Below are 22,740 nucleotides of genomic sequence, written 5' to 3'. Positions count from 1 at the left end.
TTTTCATGGAACATATCATAACCAGACGCCGCGGCTTTCGCAAGCTGTTGGCGTTTTTGCTTTGTATGGCAATCATTTTGGGGCTTCTTCCGGCTCAGGCTTTTGCCATGTCTGTCGGACAGACGGCAAGCTCCTGGCTGGGCGACCAGTATGTGGGCTCTGATGGGAACCACTACCGTGCCCCGGCGCCTTACACCTATCTTGCCTACCATGCAGACGGAACCATCGATGTACACACCAGTTCCGGGGGCAATGCTTACCGGCACTATATGCTGACGGATTCTGACGGGATCAGCCACCAGGTTTACTGTGTGGAGAGCGGGATTCCTTACCATACTTCGGAAAACACCTATGTTTCGGAAAGCGGGACCAACAGCCAATATCTGAACCTGCTTCCTGCCGAGGCAAGGAGGGGGATCACCCTGACTGCAATCTATGGCTGGAAACCCGGTTCGGCGCTCCCTGTTTCCGGGATCAACGAGGACGACTATAAGATGGCGACCCAGATCATCCTCTGGGAATACCAGCAGCAGCTTAGAAGCGATCCGTACAGCCGCCACGGAAACGGCCACGCAGACGCCGACCAGTATTTCAGCGTGATCGCCGGACGACCGGCAGAAAAAGCCTATGACTGGATTCTGGCACAGGTAGCTTCCCATTCCACAGTCCCTTCCTTTACTTCTTCTAAGAAAAGCGAAGCACCGGAACTGGAACTGAAATGGGATGTTGAAAAAAAGGTCTATACCCTGACGGTCACAGATACCAATAACTTGAAGATCGATCTGGAGGCTTTGAAAGGCAGCGGCGTTTCTGTGACAAGAAACGGAAATGAATACACCTTTACCAGCAGGCAGATGATGATGGACCCGGTGCTGTTTGAATTCCGAAAGAATATCCCGGTGGCAAACGACATGCTAATCTGGGGCAGACCCGGCTACCAGACCATGATGACCGGCGCCAGCGATCCGGTTTCCTTCTTTGTAAAATTCAAAACGGAAACTTACGGTACCGCAAAACTTGTCAAGACCAGTGAGGACGGCATTGTTTCCGGTATCACCTTCCATATCTCCGGTACGGACATTTTGGGAAATGAAGTCAATGAGGAAGTTACGACCGGAGAAAACGGCCAGATTGAAAAGAAGCTCCTGCCGGGAACCTATCTGGTAAAAGAACTTCCGGTGGACCGCTATGTGACCCCTTCCGCACAGTACGTGACCATTGAAAGCGGGCAGACTTCTTCGGTACATTTCAGCAATATTCTGAAGAAATTTCGCGTCCATGTGGTAAAGAGTGATGCTGACACCGGAAATGCTCAGGGGGATGCCACGCTTGCAGGGGCGGCCTATGGGATCTTCCGTGATGGCGAACTGATCGACACTTATACTACCGGACCGGATGGCAGCTTTATGACCCGCTATTATGTATGCGGGGATGGCTGGACGATCCGGGAAATCGAACCGAGCACCGGGTATCTTCTGAATGAAACCATTTATGAAGTGGGTGCATCCCCTTCCCTGTATGAAGTGGAACTCAATACCACAGAAAATCAGGTGACGGAAACGGTTATTTACGGAAATATCCAGCTTGTCAAGCACACCGATGACCTGGACCCGGATGTGCCTGAGGGCGAAAATACCGACGATCCCAATGCTGGTATCATCGAACGCCCGGAAGCAGGCGCAGTCTTTGAAGTTTACTTAAAGGCAGCCGGGAGCTATGACGCGGCAAAGGAAAGTGAACGTGACCTTCTTACCACGGATGCGGATGGTTTTGCTTCCAGTAAACCGCTTCCTTATGGGCATTATACGGTCCATCAGATCGCAGGCGAGGAAGGCAAAGCCTTTGTCCCGGACTTTACGGTATTCATTTCCTCTGACGGCAAGACTTACAGCTATATCCTGAACAACCGCACCATCACAGCCCGTCTGAAAGTTGAAAAATGTGACGCAGAGACCGGAAAGATTATCCCTGTGACCGGAACCGGTTTTCAGATCAAGGATCTTTCCACCGGGGAATTTATCACCCAGACCGTCTACTATCCGAACCCGGAAACACTGGATACCTTCTATGTTTCTGACGAGGGCTGGCTGATGCTGCCGGAGCCTTTGGCCGCCGGGGATTATGAACTTTATGAGGTGGCTGCCCCTTATGGCTATGTGCTTTCCGATCAGCCGGTACCGTTTACCATTGACGGCAGCGAGGCGGTTGTGACGGTCACTCAGTACAATATGCCGCAGAAAGGCCAGCTTACCATCACAAAGACCGGAGAAGTATTTGCTTCTGTCCAGGAAAACGACGGACTGTACCAGCCGGTGTATGAGGTTGCCGGACTTCCCGGAGCGGTCTATGACGTGATCGCAGATGAAGATATTTATACCGGTGACGGTACCTTGCGGGCAGAAAAAGATACGGTTGTGGAAACCCTTACGACCGGCGAGGACGGCACAGCGAAAAGCGGGCTTCTCTATCTTGGCCGTTACCGTCTGGAGGAACGTCAGGCTCCTTCCGGTTGTGTGCTGAATCCTCAACCGGAATATGTGGAACTGACCTATGCGGGTGAGACCGTGGAGGTCACACAGGCAGCGACAGGTCTTTATGACGAACGACAGAAAGTGGATGTCACACTTTTCAAGGCAATGGAGACCGATGATCTGTTCGGTCTTGGCATGAACGAGGAATATAAGGATATTTCCTTTGGACTTTATGCTTCCGCAGACCTGACGGCGGCAGATGGCAGCGTGATCCCGGCAGATGGACTTCTGGAAGTGGTCTCTGTTTCGTCTGATGAATCCGACGGTTACAGTGCTTCCTTCGCCTCCGACCTGCCTTTTGGCAGCTATTATGTCAAGGAACGCACGACCAACGGCGCCTATATCCTTTCGGATCAGAAATATCCGGTCGTCTTTGAATATGCCGGACAGGAAACTGCCTTGGTACAGATCCTTGTCAATGAAGGCGATGCTGTTTCCAATGAACTTCTCCGCGGGCGTGTAGACGGTGTAAAAGTTGGGGAAAACCCGGAAGGCGGCGAAGATGTCACGCTAGCCGGTGCACTCATGGGACTGTTTAGACCTGATACAGAAGAATTTACCGAAGAAAATGCACTGCTTACTGCTGTTACCGGAAAAGACGGCAGTTTTTCCTTTGAGAACATTCCTTACGGACACTGGATCGTCAAGGAGATCTCTGCCCCTGACCTTTATACGGTAAGCCCGCAGCAGCACCATGTATATATCGGTGCAGACGGACAGCATATCGAGATCCGTGTGGAAAACACCCTGATCCGCGGCAGTGTGCAGGTAACTAAAACCGAAGCTGTGGAGGAACCGTCCCCTGTGGAAAAGGAGGATAAGAAAGACAAGAATTCTTTCCTGCGTTTCCTGCCCGGTGCGGTGTTCGACCTGTATGCGGATTCCAATGCCAACCAGGAATATGATCCTGACGATCAAAAGATCGGTACGCTGAAAGAAACCGATGCAGGCTATCATACGGCGGAAAACCTTCTGGCTGGCGGCTACTTTATCAAAGAAAGCAAAGCGCCGGAGGGCTATCAGCCTGACCCAAACGCTTACTATTTTTCCATCACAGAAGATGGACAGATCGCAGTTGTGGAAAATGGAGAAGCCGGGCACGGATTTACCAATGAGGCTTACCGCGGCAACTTAAAGATCACAAAGGATTCCAGCGACGGGCGCAAAGATGGTTTTGCCATCGAGGTCAAGAGCACGGACGGCTCCTACTGCGAGACATTCACCACTCCAAAATCCGGTGTAATTGAAGTCAAGGGCCTTCGTGTTGGTATTTATACCGTAACAGAAGTTGCAAACCGGGCAAGCAAGGATTACATCATTCCTGATGCCGCTACGGTGGAGATCAAAGCTGACCAGACATCTACGGTCCAGTTCTTTAATGAAAAACCGGAAAAGCCGGGGAAGCCGGAAAAGCCTTCTGTTCCGTCCAATCCTTCCACCCCTCAAAAGCCGGTACCGCAGACCGGGGATGATCCGTATATTTTCCTATATGGCGGACTGTTGGCAGCCGCACTGATCGGCGGCAGCGTATTTGCTGTGTACTATTTCAAAAAGGGAAAATACAGCAGGACTTCCCTGAAAAGAATGGCTGTCGGGGCTTCTGTCCTTTCACTCTGCGCTCTGGTGGCTCTTGGCAGCGGATTTTTGGTGTTCCGTGACCTGAACCAGTATGCCGAGAGTAAAGACGCCTATCGGAATCTTGCCGGATATGTAGGAGTACCGGAGCAGACAGACTCCCCGGAGCAGGCAACCGATCCGACAGAAACAAAACAGGACGATGCCGATATTGTCCTGCCTTCGGTAGACTTTGAAACGCTCCGTGAAAATGGACCGGACATCATCGGATGGCTTTCCCTTCCTGATACGGTGCTCAATTATCCGGTAACGCAGACCGACAACAACGAATATTACCTGAACCATCTTTATGACGGAACCTATAACAAGGTTGGCTGCCTGTTTGCCGATTATGAAAACCGGGCAGATTTTTCAGACCGCAATACGATCATTTATGGTCATAATATGCGGGATGGTTCCATGTTTGCGCTGCTGAACCGGTACGATGAACAAAGTTACTTTGATGCTCACAGGCAGATGTATCTCGTTACTCCGAAGGGGGGTTATGTCATGGAGATCTTTGCGGCTTTTGCAGCAAAGCCGGAAGAATCCGGCAGTGAAACTTCTCCCTGGCAGCTTTCCTGGAAGGATGACGGTGCTTATACTACCTGGCTTACAGCTATGAAGGAACGTTCTGCGGTGGAAAGTGATGTGACTGTGACCTGCAGCGATAAGGTACTGACCCTTTCTACCTGTACGCCGGGCGGCACAGGACGCTTCCTTGTCATGGGAAAACTCGTGAAAGTAGATAACGAAATATAGATTTTAGACGGTGCGGGGGCAAAAGCTCCCGCACCTGCTGTTTACAAGGAGGATTTTATTTTATGGTAAATACCATGATTTCCATTCCCGGCTATGTCCATCTTTACCGCTCGCTTTTGCGGTTTTACGACATGCCGGAAAATGAAGTCCGGGAAATGCTCTATCTTCTGAATACGGCAAACCTGGACTGCTATGAGTATTATCACCCGGACCGCAGTGTGATCCAGAGCGGACCGGTCGCTTTTTGCGGATGGCTGGAAACGAAAGACTGCCGCCCTTACCGCACAGAGGTACAGCTTTACAAATCGCTGCTGTTTTTGAAGCGCAGCATTGACCGTGACCTGATCGTATCAGCTCAGAGGGAGGCTCTGCAAACCCTGCGCTGCATTATCTCCAATCTGGAATACCGCTTTTATAAAGCCTATGGCATGGAGATCGAGGACAAACGCACGGTCTATGGGGAATGTACCTACCGTCTGGTTCCCAGGGAGGATGAACCCAGCGTGTGCCTGATGCACGACTGGATCTACCTGCCAACTGCCTGATGTCACGAATAATATATAAAATATGTGACATATATGAAAACTGTACTGCCTTGCAAAATTTTTGATTTTTGATGTATACATCAGATTTTTAATGGGAACACTCAAAATAAGAGGAATAGGACCTATTGCAATCATGTCACGAATAATATATAATATTCGTGACATGAAGGGAGGCGGTATTGTGGACAACGGATATACAAAACGAATACGGGAGCGTGTTCTTTCTCTTGAAGATGGAACTGTTTTTGTGATGTCTGATTTTGCGGATATTGCAGATACATCCACTATTCGTCAAAGTTTAAGTCGTTTAGTGCAATCAGGAATATTGCGCCGCATTTTGAAAGGTGTTTATGAAAAACCAAAATATAGCAAACTTCTGGATGAATATGTGGCGGCAGACCCGGAAGCGGTGGCAAACGCATTGGCGCGAAGTTATCACTGGACGATTGCCCCATGTGGGAATACAGCATTGAACCTGTTAGGTCTTTCAACACAGGTAACAGCAGTATGGTCCTATATCAGCGATGGTCCATATAAGACCTACGAGTGGAACTCTACAAAACTGGAATTTAAGCACCGGACCAATAAGGAGATTACCGGATTGTCCTATATGACAAGTTTGGTTATACAGGCATTAAAAACGCTTGGCAAATCGAATGTTACGCCAGAAGTCATACAGATGCTTTCCGAAAAACTGACAGACAAAGATAAACAGGCTTGTTTGAAGGAAGCAACAGAGTCTACGGATTGGGTTTACGATACGATACGGCAGATTTGTGGAGGTGAAAAGGTACAATGAGAAATATAGCAAGACTTTCAGATAACGACCGCAGGGAACTGTTCAGAAATACAGCAGATAAAATGGGGCTGAATGATGCCATCGTGGAAAAAGACTTTTGGGTATGTTTTACGCTGGATTATTTATTTCACCGCTCACCATGGAAAGAGTCCATTACCTTTAAGGGCGGTACCAGCCTTTCAAAAGCCTTTCACCTGATCAGCCGGTTTTCAGAAGATATTGATTTGATTCTGGACTGGCGTGTATTGGGATATGGCAAAGATGAACCATGGGAGAAACGTTCCAATACAAAACAGGACGCTTTTAACAAAGAAGCCAATGCGCGTGCGGAAGTATTTCTGTCCGAAACATTCTGCCCGGCAGTCAAAGCCGGCTTATCCCAGGAAATCGGTTGTGAAGCAAATGTCTACATAGATGAAAAGGATAAACAGACGGTCATTTTCGCCTATCCGCACCTTTTTATGAATACGGCGACTTTACAGGTGATCCGTTTAGAGATTGGTGCGCTGGCAGCGTGGACTCCTGCAAAAACAGCGCTGATCGAACCATACGCGGCAAAATATTATCCGAAGATTTTTGAGCAAAAAGAAACTGCAATCCTTACCGTTGCCCCGGAACGGACCTTCTGGGAAAAAGCCACAATCCTGCACCATGAAGCGAACAGACCGGAACATTTGGAAATGCCGCAGCGGTATTCCAGACATTATTATGATCTCTACCGCATGGCTGCAACACCGGTTAAAGAAGCTGCTTTTTCCAGGCTTGACCTCCTGAAGAAAGTTGTAGATTTCAAAATGAAATTCTATCCCAGATCATGGGCGAAGTACCCGGAGGCTGTGCCGGGCACATTAAAATTACTCCCGCCGGAATATCGGTTTGCAGCATTGGAAGCGGACTATAACTCTATGCAGGATATGTTGTATGGGGATGTTCCGACATTTGAGACAGTCATAGCAGCGGTCCGGGAACTGGAAAAAGAGATCAATACACTATAAACAATTACATATCCGTTTATTTGCCGGCTATTCTAAGATGCTTTAGAATAGCCGGTTTCTTGTTTTCAAAGGAGGGATGCTATATTACACAAAATGAAGTCAATGCCGTTTTTGACGAACAGGTACGGCTCTGTGCTGATACCTTGAAACGGAAAACCAAAGAATACACCGGGGATGACCCGGACCGGCTGGGTGCATTTAAGGCAGCGGCAGCTTTACAGCACACAACGCCCCAGCGTGCCCTTGCCGGTATGCTGGCAAAGCATATTGTTTCTCTATACGATATGTGCTTTGCCGAAGAAGTGGTTTATCCGATGGACACATGGGACGAAAAGATCACAGACAGTCTTAACTATCTGTTCTTACTGAAAGCGATTGTAAAGGAGGGACATACCAATTAAACAGATTGAAGTAAAAATTTTGAACTGCCAGGCGGTAGCGGAAGCAGAAAAAAACATGGTCTTTGCGGCAAGGCTTACCCAGCAGGGACATAAGATTGCCTCAATGGACGACCTGATGGAGCTCTACGAAAAATCATTCAGCGTTCAGACAGTAGCAGCTATGGGGGCGCTTCCCCATCCTACCATCCAGAAATTTGCGGTGATCACGGTAGCCATTGTCGGCGCCAGCAGACGTTTTCTGGCGCAGATCACCCGCCACCAGAACGAAGTAAAATTTATGAGTGCATCGCTGCAGTACAGCAACTATACGGGACAGGCGGATTTCGCTGTCCCGTATTCTATTATGACGGCTCCGGCAGTGGTACGGGAACTGTACTTAAAAAGCTGTAATGAAAGCATGAAATGTTATGAAGCCCTGTGCACTGCCGGAAGCGGGCACGATGCGGCCGGCTATGCCACGCCCCAGGGATTGCGGAATGTACTGCTCATCAGCGCCACCCCTTATCAGTGGAAACATATCATCAGCCAGCGGGTATGCCGGAGAAATACAGATGAAACAAGGATCGTGCTGCTAAAGGTCTGGAAAGAACTTTATGAACTAAGCCCTACTTTGTTTGCCCCATCACTGACCGGGCCTTTTTGTCAGATGGATCGATGTCTGGAAGGGAAAATGACCTGCGGACGAAAACTGCAGGCAAATATGACGCCGGAGGATATTTTGGAAAAAGATTATCCTGCTCTTTGGGAAGGAGACTGCCGATGAAAATAAAACTGATCGACTTTGGCGTACCGGAGCACCAGCGTCCTTACCGTCCGCATGGCAATGATGCCGGAGCGGATGTTTATCTGCCCTATGACTGTACCTTACAGCCCGGAGAAATCGCCAAAATTCCTTTGGGTTTTGGACTGGAAATACCGGATGGATATGCGGGATATATCTTTCCCCGTACCAGCATGGCGGTAAAAGGTCTGGTCTGTGAACTGCCGCCTGTGGATTCCGGCTACCGTGGAGAGATCCATGCGATCATCAGCAATGTAAGCAATCAGGCGCAGTCTCTTTTTAAGGGAGCCCGTATCGGGCAGCTTGTGATCACGCCGATCGTCATTGCGGATTTTGTAACCGATCTGGGAACAGAACGAGGAACCGGCAGCTTTGGCAGTACCGGCGAATAGAAAAAGGCTGTTTGGAGAACAGTTTTTGAATACTTATCGGTATAGGGAGCGGACATTTCGAGAACATTATAAAATATAATAAAGAAAGTCACGAAAAAAGCGGCCATTACCGTGACCGCTTACTTTCTGCTATTGAGTTCTTTCATAATACCGAGGATATATTGCATGGATTGAGGATCAAGCTGTCTTGCCTCTGCAATGAATTCCTTTAAGGTTTCCGGGTAGGTATTTCCTTCATCAAAGAATTCCTGCGGTGTCACACCCAGATATTCGCAGATGTAGAAAAAAGACTGCATAGCGGGAAGTGACTTTTTATTCTCAATATTATTGATGTAGTTGTTTGCCTGACCTAACGATAAAGACATATCGCGTGCGGAAACTCCTTTTTGTGTCCGCAGCTTCGCTAATCGTTCCGGGACAAAATCTTCATACATCGCCTTCACCTCCCATTCTGTAATAGATTGTACCTCACGCCCCTTTATTATCCGCAAAAGGAAAAAGGGTATTATCGTTGACTTGCTAAATTAAATCTATTACTATATGAAAAGTGAAGAATTTTACCTATCAGATGGAGGGATGACCGATGAAAGGAAAAACTTGCTGTGTTACCGGACACAGGGATTTACCGCAGAATGAGATCAACAAAATAAAAACAACCTTGGCACATGAGATCGATGCTGCTGTTACAGATGGGTTCACCTGTTTTATGAGCGGTTTTGCAGATGGCGTAGACCAGTATTTTGTGGAGCTGGTGCTGGAAAGAAAGCAGACCACCCCGGCACTGGAGCTGATCGCAGTGATCCCTTACCGCAAGCGTCTGGACAGCCTAAATAAGAAAACAAGAACCCGTGAACTGCTGGAGGCTTGTGCGGATGTTGTTGTGATACAGGAAAAATATCTCCCAAGCGTCTACTCCCACAGAAATCGTTATATGGTGGAACACTCCGACCGAGTGATCGCTGTATATGACGGACGGGAAACCGGAGGTACAGCAAAGACGATCCGCTTTACCCATCGGATGAAGAAGGAACTGCGGGAAATCCCAGTTGGAGAAATCGTCCTGCCGGATCACTTGAAACCAAAAACAAAATAGATACCTGTTGATGCGCTCACTTTGAAGTGGGCGTTTTTCTTTACCCATTTTTAGGAGGAATGCTTATGTGGAACCTGATCTTACATTTCCTTACCTTTGCCGGAGGGATAGTTTCCGGCGTTATGCTGATGTGTCTTATGCAAACCGGAAAACTTGCGGATAAAGAATTTGAAACTATGAAGGAGGAATAAAAATTGAAACTTGTGATTGCAGAAAAGCCCTCTGTTGCTATGTCATTGGCAGCAGTATTAGGCGCAACGGAAAGAAAAGATGGTTATCTCGAAGGTTCCGGCTATCTGGTGAGCTGGTGCGTGGGACATCTTTTGGAACTGGCACAGCCGGAGGCTTACAAAGAACAGTATGCCAAATGGCGGTATGAGGATCTTCCGATCCTACCGGAAAACTGGAAATATGAAGTTCCAAAGGATAAGAAAACACAGCTTGCTCTTTTGTGTCGGCTGATGAAGGACAAACGGGTTGATTCCGTGGTATGCGCTACGGATGCCGGGCGTGAAGGAGAACTGATCTTCCGTCTGGTCTATGAATATGCCGGATGTAATAAGCCTATGGAACGCCTTTGGATTTCCAGTATGGAGGATGCGGCGATCCGTGAGGGTTTTGACCATCTCCGTCCCGGCAGTGATTACGATAAGCTCTATGATGCGGCAGTATGCCGGGCAGGAGCCGACTGGCTGATCGGGATCAATGCCACCCGGCTTTTTTCTGTCCTGTATGGTGTCACCCTAAATGTCGGCCGTGTTATGTCACCGACACTGGCACTTTTGGTACAGCGTGAGTCGGATATTGAATCCTTCATCAGTAAGCCTTTTTATGTGCCGGAAATCACCTGCGGAGGTTTTACTGCTTCCGGCGAAAAAATGACGGAACGATCCGAGGCTGAAAAAATCCGTATGGACTGTGACCACAACTCCGCTTTTGTGCGTTCTGTGGAAAAGCAGGTAAAAACTATACAGCCTCCCCGCCTTTATGACCTTACAACTCTGCAAAGGGAATGTAACCGTATTTATGGCTATACGGCTCAACAGACCCTTGATTATGTGCAATCTCTCTATGAAAAGAAGCTGGCAACCTATCCGAGAACGGACAGCCAGTATTTGACGAAGGACATGCAGGCAACCGCCGCTTCCCTGATCCTGTGGCTGCGTGACAATATGCCCTTTGGAAAAGGCTACGCCGGAGAGCCGGACATTGACCGGGTAACAGATGACAGCAAAGTGACTGACCACCATGCCATTATCCCAACTGTGGAAATCGCACGGACAGACCTGTCAGAGCTTCCTTCCGGGGAGCGGGATGTGCTTACCCTGCTTGCCGTCAGACTGCTTTGTGCCACAACGCAGGTACACCGATTTGAAGCGGTCACCGCTATATTGGACTGCCAGGGATATACTTTTACGGCAAAAGGAAAGACTATTTTACAGTCCGGCTGGAAAGAGGTGGAACGGATTCACCGTATGAGTATCAGGCAGAGTGAAACGGAACACAAAGAAAATGAAGCTGTCGCTCTCCCTGTGCTGCAGGAAGGACAGACTTTTGAAGCTGTATCAGCAAGTCTCCGTGAAGGGAAAACTTCACCGCCGAAACACTATACGGAGGACACACTGCTGTCCGCTATGGAGACTGCCGGTGCGGAAGATATGCCGGAAGATGCCGAGCGTAAAGGATTGGGTACTCCGGCTACCCGTGCGGCAACACTGGAAAAGCTGGTTTCTGCCGGATTTGTACAGCGAAAGAAAAAGCAGCTCATTCCTACGGAAAAAGGAAAGAACCTGATCGCAGTCCTGCCGGACAATATCAAATCTCCCATCTTAACTGCAGAATGGGAATCCATGCTGAAACAAGTGGAACATGGCGAACTGTCGGCAACATCTTTTATGGATCAGATTGCAGATATGAGCCGGACGCTGGTAAAAGAACATACTACCCCGGAAGAACGTTTTGCGGATCTGTTTCCTTCTTCCAGAGGAACTGCACATGAAGCCGTAGGGGTATGTCCTCGCTGCGGAGCCCCGGTATATGAAGGAAAGAAAGGTTTTTTCTGCGACAACAGGGAATGTTCTTTTGCTCTTTGGAAAGATAACCGTTTCTTTTCCAGCAAGAAAAAATCCATCACAAAGTCTGTGGCAGCGGCTCTTTTGAAAGAGGGCCGTATTTCTATGTCCGGGCTTTACAGTGAAAAAACAGGAAAGACCTATGATGCGGAAGTGATTCTGGATGATACCGGCGGTAAATATGTGAATTTCAAGCTGGAATTTCCAGTAAAGAAAGGCAGGCGTAAATGAGCGATCGAAAAACCTTTGAATATGGCGGTTATCACTTCACGCCCATACGAAAATTTCACAAAAAAGAAGGCGACTTTTTCGCCATATCGAAACGGCTGGCAAGTGACCCCAACTTAGGGCTGTGTACCTATCAGGATCGGCAAAAAGCACCTTATGATTACAAAGACTTTTATACCGTTTCAACAGACAAAGAATGTGATATTTTCCGCTGCGAAGAAAATGGATTGTTGTATGTACCAGGAAAAAATGAACTTTTTATTTACCATGAACCAAAACAGAAAAAGCGGAACTCTATCGCCGATGCCCTTTCACAGCCCAGGAATGTTACTGATACAACCGAAATTTCCAGCGGTCGGCAAAGCAGAGCCCCGGAAAGGTAGGCGTTATGGCGGAGAGAGAATTGAACCGCTCGGAGCGGGCTACGATCCGAAAGCTGGTTACGGAGCTTTGCGCCAACTATGACTCCCAGGATAAGATCTGCCTTCCTTTGGACAGCCCTTGTTACATGCTGAATAAATGGTGGACCGGTGCTTATTGCAGGTACTTTGAAAAAGCGGTGCTGCCGGTGGATGCAGCACTGGAATCAGCCATTACCGGCGAGGACACCTCCATGAGACAGAAAATATGCCCTGTGTGTGGAAAGGCATATCTTCCTACAACCAGCCAGGCATATTGTTCCGCTGCCTGCCGGGTCTATGCAAGACGGAAATCCGAGCGGGAACGCAAACGCCGGAAGCGGCAAAACCAACCATGATATGTCCGCAACTTAGCCTTAAAAGTCCTTGATTTTCAAGGGCTTTTTGCACCTGTTTTCAAGGGAGCTGTATAAGAATACTCCGGTGCTTTGAAATGAGGTTAAGTTGCGGACAAAACATATATTTTAACAAAAACGATAGGAGGCGATTTTTTGAATATCAACACGATTACCGCGGAGGACCTTCGCCGCATGCCGGATAAGGAAGGACTGATTTTACAGGGCTGTGGCGGGGATCTGACAGAGTGGGTGGACGGGATCAATGAAATGCTGACAAAAGCAGGCATATTGAAAGATGGCTGTCAGTTTGAGAATGTGGCTGCTTTTCAGCACGGCGAACTGACCTGTCTGCTTTACCCGTTTGATGATGTGAAACTGGATATAGGAAAACTTGCCCTGTGGCGTTTACAGACCCATGAAGTCTATGGCGGCACATGGCTGTCGGACTTTGTGCCGAATTATTTAGGCGGATTTATAGAAACACCGGAAGCGTTGGCAGATAAACCGGATTGTCCGCTGATCGGAGCAGATGGGAACATTTTTAATCTGCTGGGTATTGCTTCCCGTACTTTGCGGGAGCATGGTTTGAAAGAACAGGCAAAAGAAATGTCTGATCGGGTATTTGTTTCCGGCAGTTATGGAGAAGCGCTCTGTATCATTGGCGAATATGTCAACATCACAGATTCCGAACTGGAGCATAAGAATTCTCTCCGTCAGCAGCTAAAAGCAACAAAACCGGCAGACCCGGTAAAAAAGCAACAAACTTCCAAACAGCAGGAACGATAAGGAGGGATGCGGAATGGAAAAGAAACGGACCTATGGTGTATGGGCAGTACGAAGCAGCACTTCTATTTTCGGACCGGCACAAAGCTGGTGCAAGGAAAATGGAAAACCGTTGGAGTTTGATACCAAAGCTGCTGCTGAAAACTATGCAAAGGAAGCCAACGAACATACGACAGCAAATGTCCGATACTATGTGAAAGAAAAAGAACCGGAGCCCGGTGCTGTTCGGAAAGGAACATCTCAACCGGAGCTGGATGCACGCAGCCATGAAGAAGTGATACCAAGAAATGATGCAGCGGAAAAACAAAATGAGATTCCGGGCAGACAGATTCCTTCTCAAACAGATCCGCTGGTAGAAATCCGCTCTGCGGTCCATAGTAATTACGCGGGTATGGTCGCTATGCTGGGTGCGGACAACCGTGTGTATTTGGGGCGTGAGGAACGCTGCCATTACCAGAATATGCAGCCATCTTACTATGACAATCAGGACGATTCCCTGTGTTTTGTCTGTGATCAGCCCGACATGTACTATTTTCTCTATGGAGAAGGCTGGGCGCATACCCAGGCGGAAATGCTGGAACGAGGGCTTACCCTGCGCCAGTATGAAGAATTTGCAAGACTGCAAAATGGGGTCCTTGCACAGTTTACCACCCAAAGAGAAATTCTGTTTGCCGGACAGCCATTTCAGGCGCCGGAGAGTTATCTGCGCAATGCAGAACTTTATGAGGAAGGTCAGACCGGCAACTACAATATGCTGGATGGCAGGCTGAACAACGAACCTCCTGTGCGCCCGGATCTGACAGACGGACAGACGGATGAAGAAATCCGGGAGCTGGTGCCGGAAGCAAAGCCGTCTTTGATGGACCGTTTGAAAGCAGACAAACCGGAGCATGAAGCAAGGCAGATGATCCCTCCGGCGCCGGAAAGGGAACGCTGATGGCCGGGGTAAGATTTGAGGATGTAGATCTTTTGGGTGCTCTTTCCCGTATCGTAGATCTTCATACCCAACATTATAAAGAGGACTTTGACCTGGATAAGGAACTGATCTCAAAACTGGCTGTGTCAGAGCGTTCAGAGGATAAACAGCTTCTTTGGATGTCACGCCCTTGCGGAACCTATACCCTGCGCGAACGGGAAGTTTATCTGGAGGGCAGCCATGAAAACAAAGTGTGGCGGTTTTACCAGGAGCAGACAAATGATCCCGTTTTGGCTTATGCCATCTCTTTGAAAGAAGTCAGGGACGGAAAAATATTTGGCGATCTCTATCCGCTAAATTATAGAGAACATGTGGAACGGATGAAAAAATTGACCTGTCCAATCGGAAATGTAGCCGTTGCTTTTGAGGATGGAAATGTTATCACGATTCCCTATCAGGAACGGAGACAATTTATGAACCGGCTTATGCCAGAGCATGGAGTCCCTAAAACAATGACTTATCTGCCAGAAAATGAGCCGGAGCTGATGATAATTCTAAAACGGGAACGCCTCAAACGCAGCTATCATGCGACAGCCGGAAATCTGGAGGAATATCTTGATAAGCTGGAAAAGACCACCCTGCGGGAAAAACTCAAAAGAGCAAAGACGGCGGTTTCGACGCAGGAGGTCTCATCTCATAAAAGAGGGTTGGAACGATGAATGGCGGGCATAACAAAAAATCCGTCCGCGTCGAATTTGTCATGTCCGAAGCGGAGGCCGAACTGGTAAAAGAACGCATGGCGGAACTTGGCATTACCAACCTGTCGGCATATCTGCGAAAGATGGCCGTAGACGGTTACATCATCCACCTTGATATGGGAGATATTCAGGAAATGATCCGGCTTCTCCGCATTTGTTCCAATAACTTAAACCAATATACCAGACGGGCCAATGAGACCGGCAATATTTATGCCGCAGATATAGATGACATCCGCACCCGTCTGGACAGCCTTTGGGATGGCATGGACAAACTGATCCGGGGATTTGCAAACATTTCATAAACAGCCGGAAAGCCGTTGCTTTCTTTTTGCCGTCACGGTAAAATTTTTATAAGGGCAGATGCCCTTCTGAAAGGAGGCAAAGCGTATGCGTTTGATAGGTAAATTACTGGCACTTCCCTTTATGCTGGTTACGGGGATTCTTTATCTGGTATGTAAATTTTTAGTGGTTCTTTCCGGTGCGGTACTTGGGATTCTTTCTGGGATCATCTTTCTGGCGGCATTGGTGCTGTTCTTTGTCGCAGGATTTTTGCCGGGTCTTGCATGGCTTATGATCGCCTTTCTTATCAGTCCATACGGTCTGCCTCTGGCGGCTGCATGGCTGGTAGGGATCATTGGCGGGGCAAACAGTGCCTTAAAGGATTTTATATTTGGTTAAGCAGATTTGGCGGGGCGCATAGGCAGCCCCGCTCTTTTTCTGCAATTATAACTTCTCTGATTGGAATTAAGTTAAGGAGGTGACGAAAATAGCGACCACAAGACTGATGCCTCTGCATGTAGGAAAAGGTCGGAATATCTCTACTGCGATCTCAGATATTATTGATTATGTAGAAAATCCGCAGAAAACCGATTTTGGAAAATTCATTTATGGCTATGAGTGTGATACCCGGCTTGCTGATGCAGAGTTTCTTCTGTCCAAACGACAGTATGCAAATCTGACCGGCAGAAATCAGGGTGCAGATGATGTGATCGCCTACCATCTCCGTCAGGCATTTAAGCCCGGCGAAGTTACGCCAGAAGAAGCTAATCAGATCGGCAGGGAGCTGGCACTGAAGCTCACAAAAGGAAACCATGCCTTTGTTGTCTGCACCCATGTGGATAAGCACCATGTCCATAATCACATCATTATCAACTCTACTACACTGGACTGTCAGAAAAAATTTCGCAACTTCTGGGGTTCTACCTGGGCAATCCGGCGAATGAATGACAAGCTGTGTTTGGAGCATGGACTTTCGATTGTAGAAAATCCGAAACCCAGCCGGGAGCATTATGGCACATGGCTGGGAAATAAAAAGCAGCCTTCCTTTCAGGAGCAGATACGCATTGCTATTGATGCTGCATTAGAGGAAAAGCCAAAAGATTTTGAGGAACTTCTACAGAAGCTGGAAACTGCTGGGCTGGAAGTCAACCGTGAAAGAAAACATCTTCGGTTCCGAGTTCCGGGACAAGAAAATTATACCCGATGCGATACGCTCAAAGGCGATTATACAGAACAAGCCATCAAAGAACGGATTGCCGGTACACGGACAGTAAAACCCCGCCATGCCTTTTCTAAAAAAACGGTTTCCAAAGTTGGATTGCTGGTTGATATTGAAGTTGCAATCCGTTCCGGCAAGGGCTCTGGTTATGAGCGCTGGGCAAAAGTGTTCAACCTAAAGCAGCTTTCTCAGGCAGTGCTCTACTTAAAAGAACATGGCGATATGGGTTATGAGGATCTTCTGGAAAAAGCCAACGCCACTACCACTAATTTCAATACCTTATCCGTTCAGATCAAAGATCTGGAGTCAAAAATGAACGCCAATGCCGAGCTGCAAAAACAGATCGTAAACTATGCGAAAACGCGGGCTGTCTATGTAGAATATCGCAAAGCCGGGTACAGCAAAAAATTCCGAACAGAACATGAAGCTGAAATTCTGCTGCACCAGGCGGCAAAGAATCATTTTGACGAGCTGGGAATCAAAAAGCTCCCCTCTGTCAAATCTCTCCGAGAGGAATACACCGATCTTCTGGAACAAAAACGGAAAGCCTATTCTGCCTATAAGCAGGCCAAAAATGATATGAAAGAACTTCATAATGTTCGGGCCAATGTGGAATATCTATTAGAGATTTCTTCCCCACCACAACCGCAGCGCAGCACAGAAAAATCCCGTCAATAAGATTTGTCTGCTTTTGGTTTTCAGCGTTCCAACGGAACGCGCAGCCATTGCCACCGGCAATGATCTCAGGGGTTTGGGGATATGTCACCAACAAGCATTAGCAGGAATTCCGGAAACGGGATTTCTGCTAAATACGCAATCTTACGTAAGATTGCATTGCTTGCCAGTAGTTTTAAGAGTCTTTGGCAGAGAATCTGTTTACAGTTGCCGCATTGATAAACCTTTGATAACTGCCTATAATAGAGTTATTATTTTGAACTGCTATAACAGAGAAATGCAAAAAAATAAAATTTTTTGTCCGCTGTAACATTTCGCGGACATTTGGGGTTTACAATGGCCTTATCAAATATGGAGGTGATACAACTATGACATGGCCTTTTGAGAATGACACCAGCGCCATTGTAAAAAAATTAGCAGACCGAAGCATGAAAGCGGATAAAAGACGCAATGCGTTTATTATCATAACGATTGCTTTTGCAGTTAGTTTGATGATGGTATTAGCACTATATAATCTCGGAACAGACCGTGAAAATAGGCTTTATCTGCAAGGACGCTATCAGGGCAGCTTTATTAACAGTACCAGTACCGTCTTTGAAAAACTGGAACATAACAACCAGATTGAAGCAGTCGGCAAAGAGGCTGCAATGGGAACGAGCCGTATCAATGACTATACTTTGGATGTGTATTACAGAGATCAAAATGCACTTGAACTAAAAGGCGTTACTGACTTGCTGGGAAAAATGCCGGAGGCAGAAAATGAAATCATTGTGGAACAGTCCTATTTGGAGCATTTAGGGTTGCCGGTTCAACTGGATCAAACCGTTACACTGGATATGCCTTTTGGAAAAAATCAGACATATCATGTTTGCGGCATTATTCAAAGCAGTAATGCGTCCCGTATTTATCAAGTCATTGTATCGGATGGCTTATATAGCCGGTATGAAAAAGCAAACTGTTACGATCTTTTGGTTCGCGTGAAAAATACCGAAAATATGGACAGCGAAACTTTGAAACTGCTGATAAACGAAATTGCGGAACAAAGCGGTGTACCTGAACAGTATGTTATGTATAGCTCTACCTACTTTGGATTGGCAGAAGAAAAATCCACGCTGGAGCTATTGGTGATTATCGGAGCAAGCAGTTTAATTGTACTGGCCTGTTCTTTGGTTATTTACAGCCTGTTCTACATTTCTGTTATCGGGAAAACACATGAATATGGCAGACTGCGTGTGCTGGGGGCTACATCGGTTCAGATCAAGCGTATCGTGCGAAAAGAAAGTTTTTTGTTATCCTGTGCTGCAATTCCTATCGGTGTTGTATTGGGAAGTGTTTTGGGCTATTGTTTCGTCCCGGACGGCTGGCATTGGATGACTACACTGGAATGTGCCGTTGTGATTGCCCTTGTTACAGAAATTGCCTTGAAAATTGCTGTCCATACCCCTGTAAAGAAAGCCTCTATGGTATCGCCTATTGAGGCGCTGCGAATCAATACGACTGATACACCGGCGACAGAAAAAACGCGGATCGAACATCGAAAAATTACGCCATCTTCGCTTGCCCGAATGAGCTTTGCCCGGAACAAGAAAAAAGCTATACTAACCGTATTGTCTTTGGGATTTGCCGGAGTTTTACTGATGTGTGCCGCCACCTACCTTAATTCAACTGATGTAGAAAGCATGGCAAAACAGCAATTTGCAAATGGCGACATTGTACTTTCCCTTGATCCCGCCAACACAAATGCGGAAGATCGCCCCGCCGGGATCAATGCACTTCAAACGAAAAATCCATTGGATGAAGTTTTGGAAGAAACGATTTCAGATATGGATGGCGTAAAGAATATTGAATTTATACAGGGCTGTGTTTCAAATATGGAATTTCCCACTCCTTTCAAGGATGGTAACAGCCATTTCTTTACCCAAATTGGAATCCCCGAAAATCAGTACGAGGCCTTTTCACAAGGACTAATTGAGGGAACCGCAGACCGCCAGAAACTTATCAACGGAAAAGGAGTTATCGTAGATAATTCCGCCAAGCTGTTAAGCGACTATTATAATTACACTCCTCAAATTGGCGATATAGTCAAAGTGGAAACAGCGGATGGACAATGGGAAGAATTTACTGTAATGGGGATTGGGAAAGCTCCTAATCTCGGTGGGGATTCAGCTTCTTTCTATTTTCCGCAGGAACTCTTACCTATGATGAAAGAAAATGTTTCCAACTTCAACATAACCTGCATTGTAGATGTGGAAAGAGATCAGCTTACAGAAGTTGAGAATAAGATTTTCCAGTTGGCGGAAAATCGTGGAGGTATAGAAGTTTTCAGTATCAGCGATATTATTACTTATCTGCAAGAGGAAATGGATAACATAAAAATGCCGTTATACGGATTGGTATTTTTCATTGCTGTTTTTGGGCTAATCAGCCTTATCAACACGCTAATGACAAACATTATATCAAGACAGCAGGAATTTGGTATTTTACAGTCTGTGGGATTGAGCAGTAAGCAATTCTCCAAAATGCTGCAAACAGAATGTTTCTATTATGTTTCTGGTACGGCTATTTTAACTTTAACGATTGGAACTTTAACAGGATTTGTACTTTGCAAAGTTTTCAATCAGGTTGGGACATTCGGGACATTGACTTATCATTTTCCAGTTTTAGAAATAAGCATATATTTTGTAGCGCTTTTCTTCATACTGGCCGCTTACTCCGTTTTCTCTGTACGATATAGCAAAAGACATCCTGTGATCGAGCGCATTAAAACAATGGAGTAAATTTTCCTTTATCAGAAAATTATGTTTTCTGCAACAAAGGACATTTGCCTGTTATACTATCTACAAAAAGCAAAGGAAGTGAGGATATGAAGCAGATTTTAATTGTCGAGGACGACAGTTTTTTGAATAAGATGGTGGCCTATAACCTGACCGCAGACGGCTACGGCGTGACTTCTGCCCTAAACGCCAGAACCGCAGCCGAAGCCATACGCCAGCGGGAATTTGACTTAGTGCTGCTGGACATCAACCTGCCGGACGGCAACGGTTTTGAGCTGTGCAAACTGATAAAGCCCCAGCACCCGGACACCATTGTGATTTTCCTGACCGCTAACGATCAGGAGAGCGACCAGATACGGGGCTATGAGGTGGGCGCGGTGGACTACATCACAAAGCCCTTTGTGATCGGGGCCTTGCAGCGAAAAATCAAAGCCATGTTCGCCATGCTGGAACACCACAAACCGGCCAAGGACATTTACGACGACGGGCGGCTGTTTCTGGACTTCTCGGAGCAGACGGCTTCCTTAAACGGCAAGCCCCTGACCCTATCCCCGATGGAGTACAAAATGCTGAACCTGTTCCGTAAAAATCCCCGGCAAGTGCTGACCCGTGGGCAGCTTTTGGAAAAGCTGTGGGATATAGACGAGAAGTTTGTGGACGAACACACCCTGACAACCTCCATCAGCCGGATTCGGAGTAAGATCGAATCCGACGGCGGCGCGCCCTACATCAAAACTGTTTACGGCATGGGCTATCAATGGACGGGAGGCGAGGCAAAATGAAGTTGCAAAACCTCTCGGTAAAGCGGCTGTTTGGCCGGGTAGCAATGGGGCTTGTCCTTTCCATGTCCGGGATCACCATAGCCCTGTTTCTTGTGACAAAACAGACGGCGGTGCTGCTGACGGGCGGGGCGCTGCTGCTGTGCGCCCTTGTGGGGATTTTTGTACTGACGCAGGCGTTTGGAAAGCGGCTGTCGCAGTTTACCGCTGACCTATGCCAGACTTTAGACCACATGATCGCCGGAAATGAAGCGCCCCAGCGGCCAGAGGACAGCGAAACCCAGCTTGCCAGAATTGGACACCGGCTGGCAAGGCTCTATCAGATCATGCAGGAGAACCGCCGCCGGGTGGACGAGGAACGGCAGGAGTTACAGACCCTTGTATCGGATATTTCCCATCAAGTGAAAACGCCGGTAAGCAATCTGAAAATGGCGACGGACACGCTGCTGGAAAAGCCTATGACCAAGGCGGAGCGCACCGACTTTATCCGGGGAATCCGCAGCCAGACGGATAAGCTGGACTTTCTCTTTCAGGCCCTTGTGAAAACTTCCCGGCTGGAAACGGGCGTGATCCAGTTGGATAAGAAACCGGGCCGCCTCTTTGATACCGTGGCACAGGCCATGAGTGGAATTGTGTATGCAGCAGAGAAAAAGGAAATCGTCGTGTCCGTGGACTGCCCGGAGGATTTGACCGTTTTCCATGACAGCAAGTGGACATCCGAAGCCCTTTTTAACCTGCTGGACAATGCGGTGAAGTACACCCCGGCAGGCGGGAAAATCGCTGTGTCGGTGGTGCTGTGGGAAATGTATGTGGAAATCAAAGTAGCCGACACCGGCAAGGGCATTTCCGAAAGCAATCAGGCCGCCATCTTCCGGCGCTTCTATCGTGAGGAAGAAGTACACGAACAGCAGGGCGTGGGCATTGGCCTGTATCTGGCCCGCGAGATCGTAACACGGCAGGGCGGCTATATCAAAGTGGTTTCGGAGCCGGGCAAGGGTTCGGAATTTTCCATTATGTTGCCGACTAAATAAAGCACACTTATAACAGGAGAAAACACCATGAAAAAAATCAATTTTTGCAAAGCAACAACAATCATCTTAATAATCAATGTTATTTTATCTATTGTTTTATTTTTCGTTGTTCCTGATAAAATAGCAATTCAATGGGTAGGTACATCCCCCAGCAATGCAGTAGATTCTTACTATGTATTTTTGGTGCCGGTATTGTCAGTGCTTTTTGCTTTTACGGGAAAACCTATTTTTACAATGTTCCTGTTTAGATTGTGGAATAGAACTAACGAGCATTTAGTGACATACTTAAATTTGTGTCTGCAAGTTGTATTTCTTACTTGTGAAATCTATATCGGATTATATAACCTATGTAATTTTAATGTTGCCATTAGTATAATTCTCATTGTGGAACTTATGATAGATGTGGTGATTGGATTGAAATTATTTCACAATCAATCTATCTAAAAGATTGTGTAGTATGATTCGGCGGACGACCATTTCCAGCTGTCCGCCGTGAATTTTTTTGAAATGTCCGAGCGTTGTAACATTTCACCCCGATTTTCAATGAAATTTTTTG

Annotated in this window: 23 protein-coding genes; 22 read left to right on the top strand and 1 reads right to left on the bottom strand. The window is 47.2% G+C overall.

Annotated elements, in window-relative coordinates:
* Positions 1-5: 5 nt before the first annotated feature.
* The 7 genes from srtB (at position 6) to DXC57_RS02740 (ending at position 8,820) form a co-directional block, all read left to right on the top strand.
* The gene (srtB, locus tag DXC57_RS02770) at positions 6-4,907 is read left to right on the top strand and encodes a class B sortase (protein WP_118651052.1); all 4,902 of its coding nucleotides are present in this window, start codon (positions 6-8) and stop codon (positions 4,905-4,907) included.
* 62 nt (positions 4,908-4,969) lie between these two features.
* Positions 4,970-5,452: a hypothetical protein gene (locus tag DXC57_RS02765; protein WP_015542949.1), complete on the top strand. Its 483-nt coding sequence runs from the start codon at positions 4,970-4,972 to the stop codon at positions 5,450-5,452.
* A 181-nt stretch (positions 5,453-5,633) separates the two neighbouring features.
* A complete protein-coding gene (locus DXC57_RS02760; RefSeq protein ID WP_117514335.1) occupies positions 5,634-6,251 on the top strand; it encodes a DUF6088 family protein in 618 nt (205 codons plus the stop codon).
* A complete protein-coding gene (locus DXC57_RS02755) occupies positions 6,248-7,246 on the top strand; it encodes a nucleotidyl transferase AbiEii/AbiGii toxin family protein (RefSeq protein WP_118651050.1) in 999 nt (332 codons plus the stop codon). The genes DXC57_RS02760 and DXC57_RS02755 overlap by 4 nt, the downstream gene beginning before the upstream one ends.
* 59 nt (positions 7,247-7,305) lie before the next feature.
* Positions 7,306-7,647 carry a hypothetical protein gene (locus DXC57_RS02750; protein ID WP_223385985.1) on the top strand — a complete coding sequence of 114 codons (342 nt, stop codon included), beginning with the start codon at positions 7,306-7,308 and terminating at the stop codon, positions 7,645-7,647.
* Positions 7,643-8,410 (top strand): FAD-dependent thymidylate synthase, encoded by a 768-nt coding sequence (locus DXC57_RS02745; RefSeq protein WP_199596375.1) that lies wholly within the window; start codon positions 7,643-7,645, stop codon positions 8,408-8,410. Before DXC57_RS02750 ends, DXC57_RS02745 begins: the two co-directional genes overlap by 5 nt.
* Complete coding sequence (locus DXC57_RS02740; RefSeq protein ID WP_005361111.1) at positions 8,407-8,820, top strand: deoxyuridine 5'-triphosphate nucleotidohydrolase; 414 nt, start codon at positions 8,407-8,409, stop codon at positions 8,818-8,820. Before DXC57_RS02745 ends, DXC57_RS02740 begins: the two co-directional genes overlap by 4 nt.
* 119 nt (positions 8,821-8,939) lie before the next feature.
* On the opposite strand, the gene DXC57_RS02735 is transcribed toward DXC57_RS02740, so the two are convergent.
* Complete coding sequence (locus DXC57_RS02735) at positions 8,940-9,254, bottom strand: helix-turn-helix transcriptional regulator (RefSeq protein WP_005361112.1); 315 nt, start codon at positions 9,252-9,254, stop codon at positions 8,940-8,942.
* Positions 9,255-9,403: 149 nt separating this feature from the next.
* On the opposite strand from DXC57_RS02735, the gene DXC57_RS02730 reads away from it, so the two are divergent.
* From DXC57_RS02730 to DXC57_RS02660, 15 genes are all read left to right on the top strand, one after another.
* Entirely contained in the window at positions 9,404-9,913 is a 510-nt protein-coding gene (locus tag DXC57_RS02730) for an SLOG family protein (RefSeq protein WP_118322750.1), read from the top strand.
* Between the two features lie 65 nt (positions 9,914-9,978).
* A complete protein-coding gene (locus DXC57_RS02725; protein ID WP_117514294.1) occupies positions 9,979-10,104 on the top strand; it encodes a DUF3789 domain-containing protein in 126 nt (41 codons plus the stop codon).
* Positions 10,105-10,107: 3 nt separating this feature from the next.
* The gene (locus tag DXC57_RS02720; RefSeq protein WP_118651048.1) at positions 10,108-12,216 is read left to right on the top strand and encodes a DNA topoisomerase 3; all 2,109 of its coding nucleotides are present in this window, start codon (positions 10,108-10,110) and stop codon (positions 12,214-12,216) included.
* A complete protein-coding gene (locus DXC57_RS02715; protein ID WP_025580944.1) occupies positions 12,213-12,596 on the top strand; it encodes a hypothetical protein in 384 nt (127 codons plus the stop codon). Before DXC57_RS02720 ends, DXC57_RS02715 begins: the two co-directional genes overlap by 4 nt.
* A 5-nt stretch (positions 12,597-12,601) precedes the next feature.
* Positions 12,602-12,970, top strand: coding sequence for a cysteine-rich VLP protein (locus DXC57_RS02710; protein WP_055156923.1), 369 nt, complete (start codon positions 12,602-12,604; stop codon positions 12,968-12,970).
* A 153-nt stretch (positions 12,971-13,123) separates the two neighbouring features.
* Positions 13,124-13,756, top strand: coding sequence for a hypothetical protein (locus tag DXC57_RS02705; RefSeq protein ID WP_040446595.1), 633 nt, complete (start codon positions 13,124-13,126; stop codon positions 13,754-13,756).
* Positions 13,757-13,769: 13 nt separating this feature from the next.
* Positions 13,770-14,690, top strand: a complete 921-nt coding sequence (locus tag DXC57_RS02700; protein ID WP_118651046.1) for a DUF4316 domain-containing protein — start codon at positions 13,770-13,772, stop codon at positions 14,688-14,690.
* Complete coding sequence (locus DXC57_RS02695; protein WP_118651044.1) at positions 14,690-15,388, top strand: hypothetical protein; 699 nt, start codon at positions 14,690-14,692, stop codon at positions 15,386-15,388. The genes DXC57_RS02700 and DXC57_RS02695 overlap by 1 nt, the downstream gene beginning before the upstream one ends.
* Positions 15,385-15,729, top strand: a complete 345-nt coding sequence (mobC, locus tag DXC57_RS02690; RefSeq protein WP_055158497.1) for a plasmid mobilization relaxosome protein MobC — start codon at positions 15,385-15,387, stop codon at positions 15,727-15,729. The genes DXC57_RS02695 and mobC overlap by 4 nt, the downstream gene beginning before the upstream one ends.
* An 85-nt stretch (positions 15,730-15,814) precedes the next feature.
* On the top strand, positions 15,815-16,105 hold the full coding sequence (locus tag DXC57_RS02685) for a CD1845 family protein (protein ID WP_005361132.1): 291 nt from the start codon (positions 15,815-15,817) through the stop codon (positions 16,103-16,105).
* 88 nt (positions 16,106-16,193) lie between these two features.
* The gene (locus tag DXC57_RS02680; protein ID WP_118651328.1) at positions 16,194-17,603 is read left to right on the top strand and encodes a relaxase/mobilization nuclease domain-containing protein; all 1,410 of its coding nucleotides are present in this window, start codon (positions 16,194-16,196) and stop codon (positions 17,601-17,603) included.
* 365 nt (positions 17,604-17,968) lie between these two features.
* Complete coding sequence (locus DXC57_RS02675) at positions 17,969-20,377, top strand: ABC transporter permease (protein ID WP_118651042.1); 2,409 nt, start codon at positions 17,969-17,971, stop codon at positions 20,375-20,377.
* A gap of 86 nt (positions 20,378-20,463) precedes the next feature.
* On the top strand, positions 20,464-21,156 hold the full coding sequence (locus DXC57_RS02670) for a response regulator transcription factor (protein WP_005361153.1): 693 nt from the start codon (positions 20,464-20,466) through the stop codon (positions 21,154-21,156).
* Positions 21,153-22,184, top strand: coding sequence for a HAMP domain-containing sensor histidine kinase (locus DXC57_RS02665; RefSeq protein WP_005361155.1), 1,032 nt, complete (start codon positions 21,153-21,155; stop codon positions 22,182-22,184). Before DXC57_RS02670 ends, DXC57_RS02665 begins: the two co-directional genes overlap by 4 nt.
* Before the next feature lie 27 nt (positions 22,185-22,211).
* The gene (locus DXC57_RS02660; protein WP_004611616.1) at positions 22,212-22,628 is read left to right on the top strand and encodes a hypothetical protein; all 417 of its coding nucleotides are present in this window, start codon (positions 22,212-22,214) and stop codon (positions 22,626-22,628) included.
* Positions 22,629-22,740 lie beyond the last annotated feature (112 nt).

It is taken from the genome of Clostridium sp. TF06-15AC, assembly GCF_003481165.1.
GTDB lineage: Bacteria > Bacillota > Clostridia > Lachnospirales > Lachnospiraceae > Otoolea > Otoolea fessa.
This window is presented reverse-complemented; position numbering and strand designations above follow the sequence as displayed.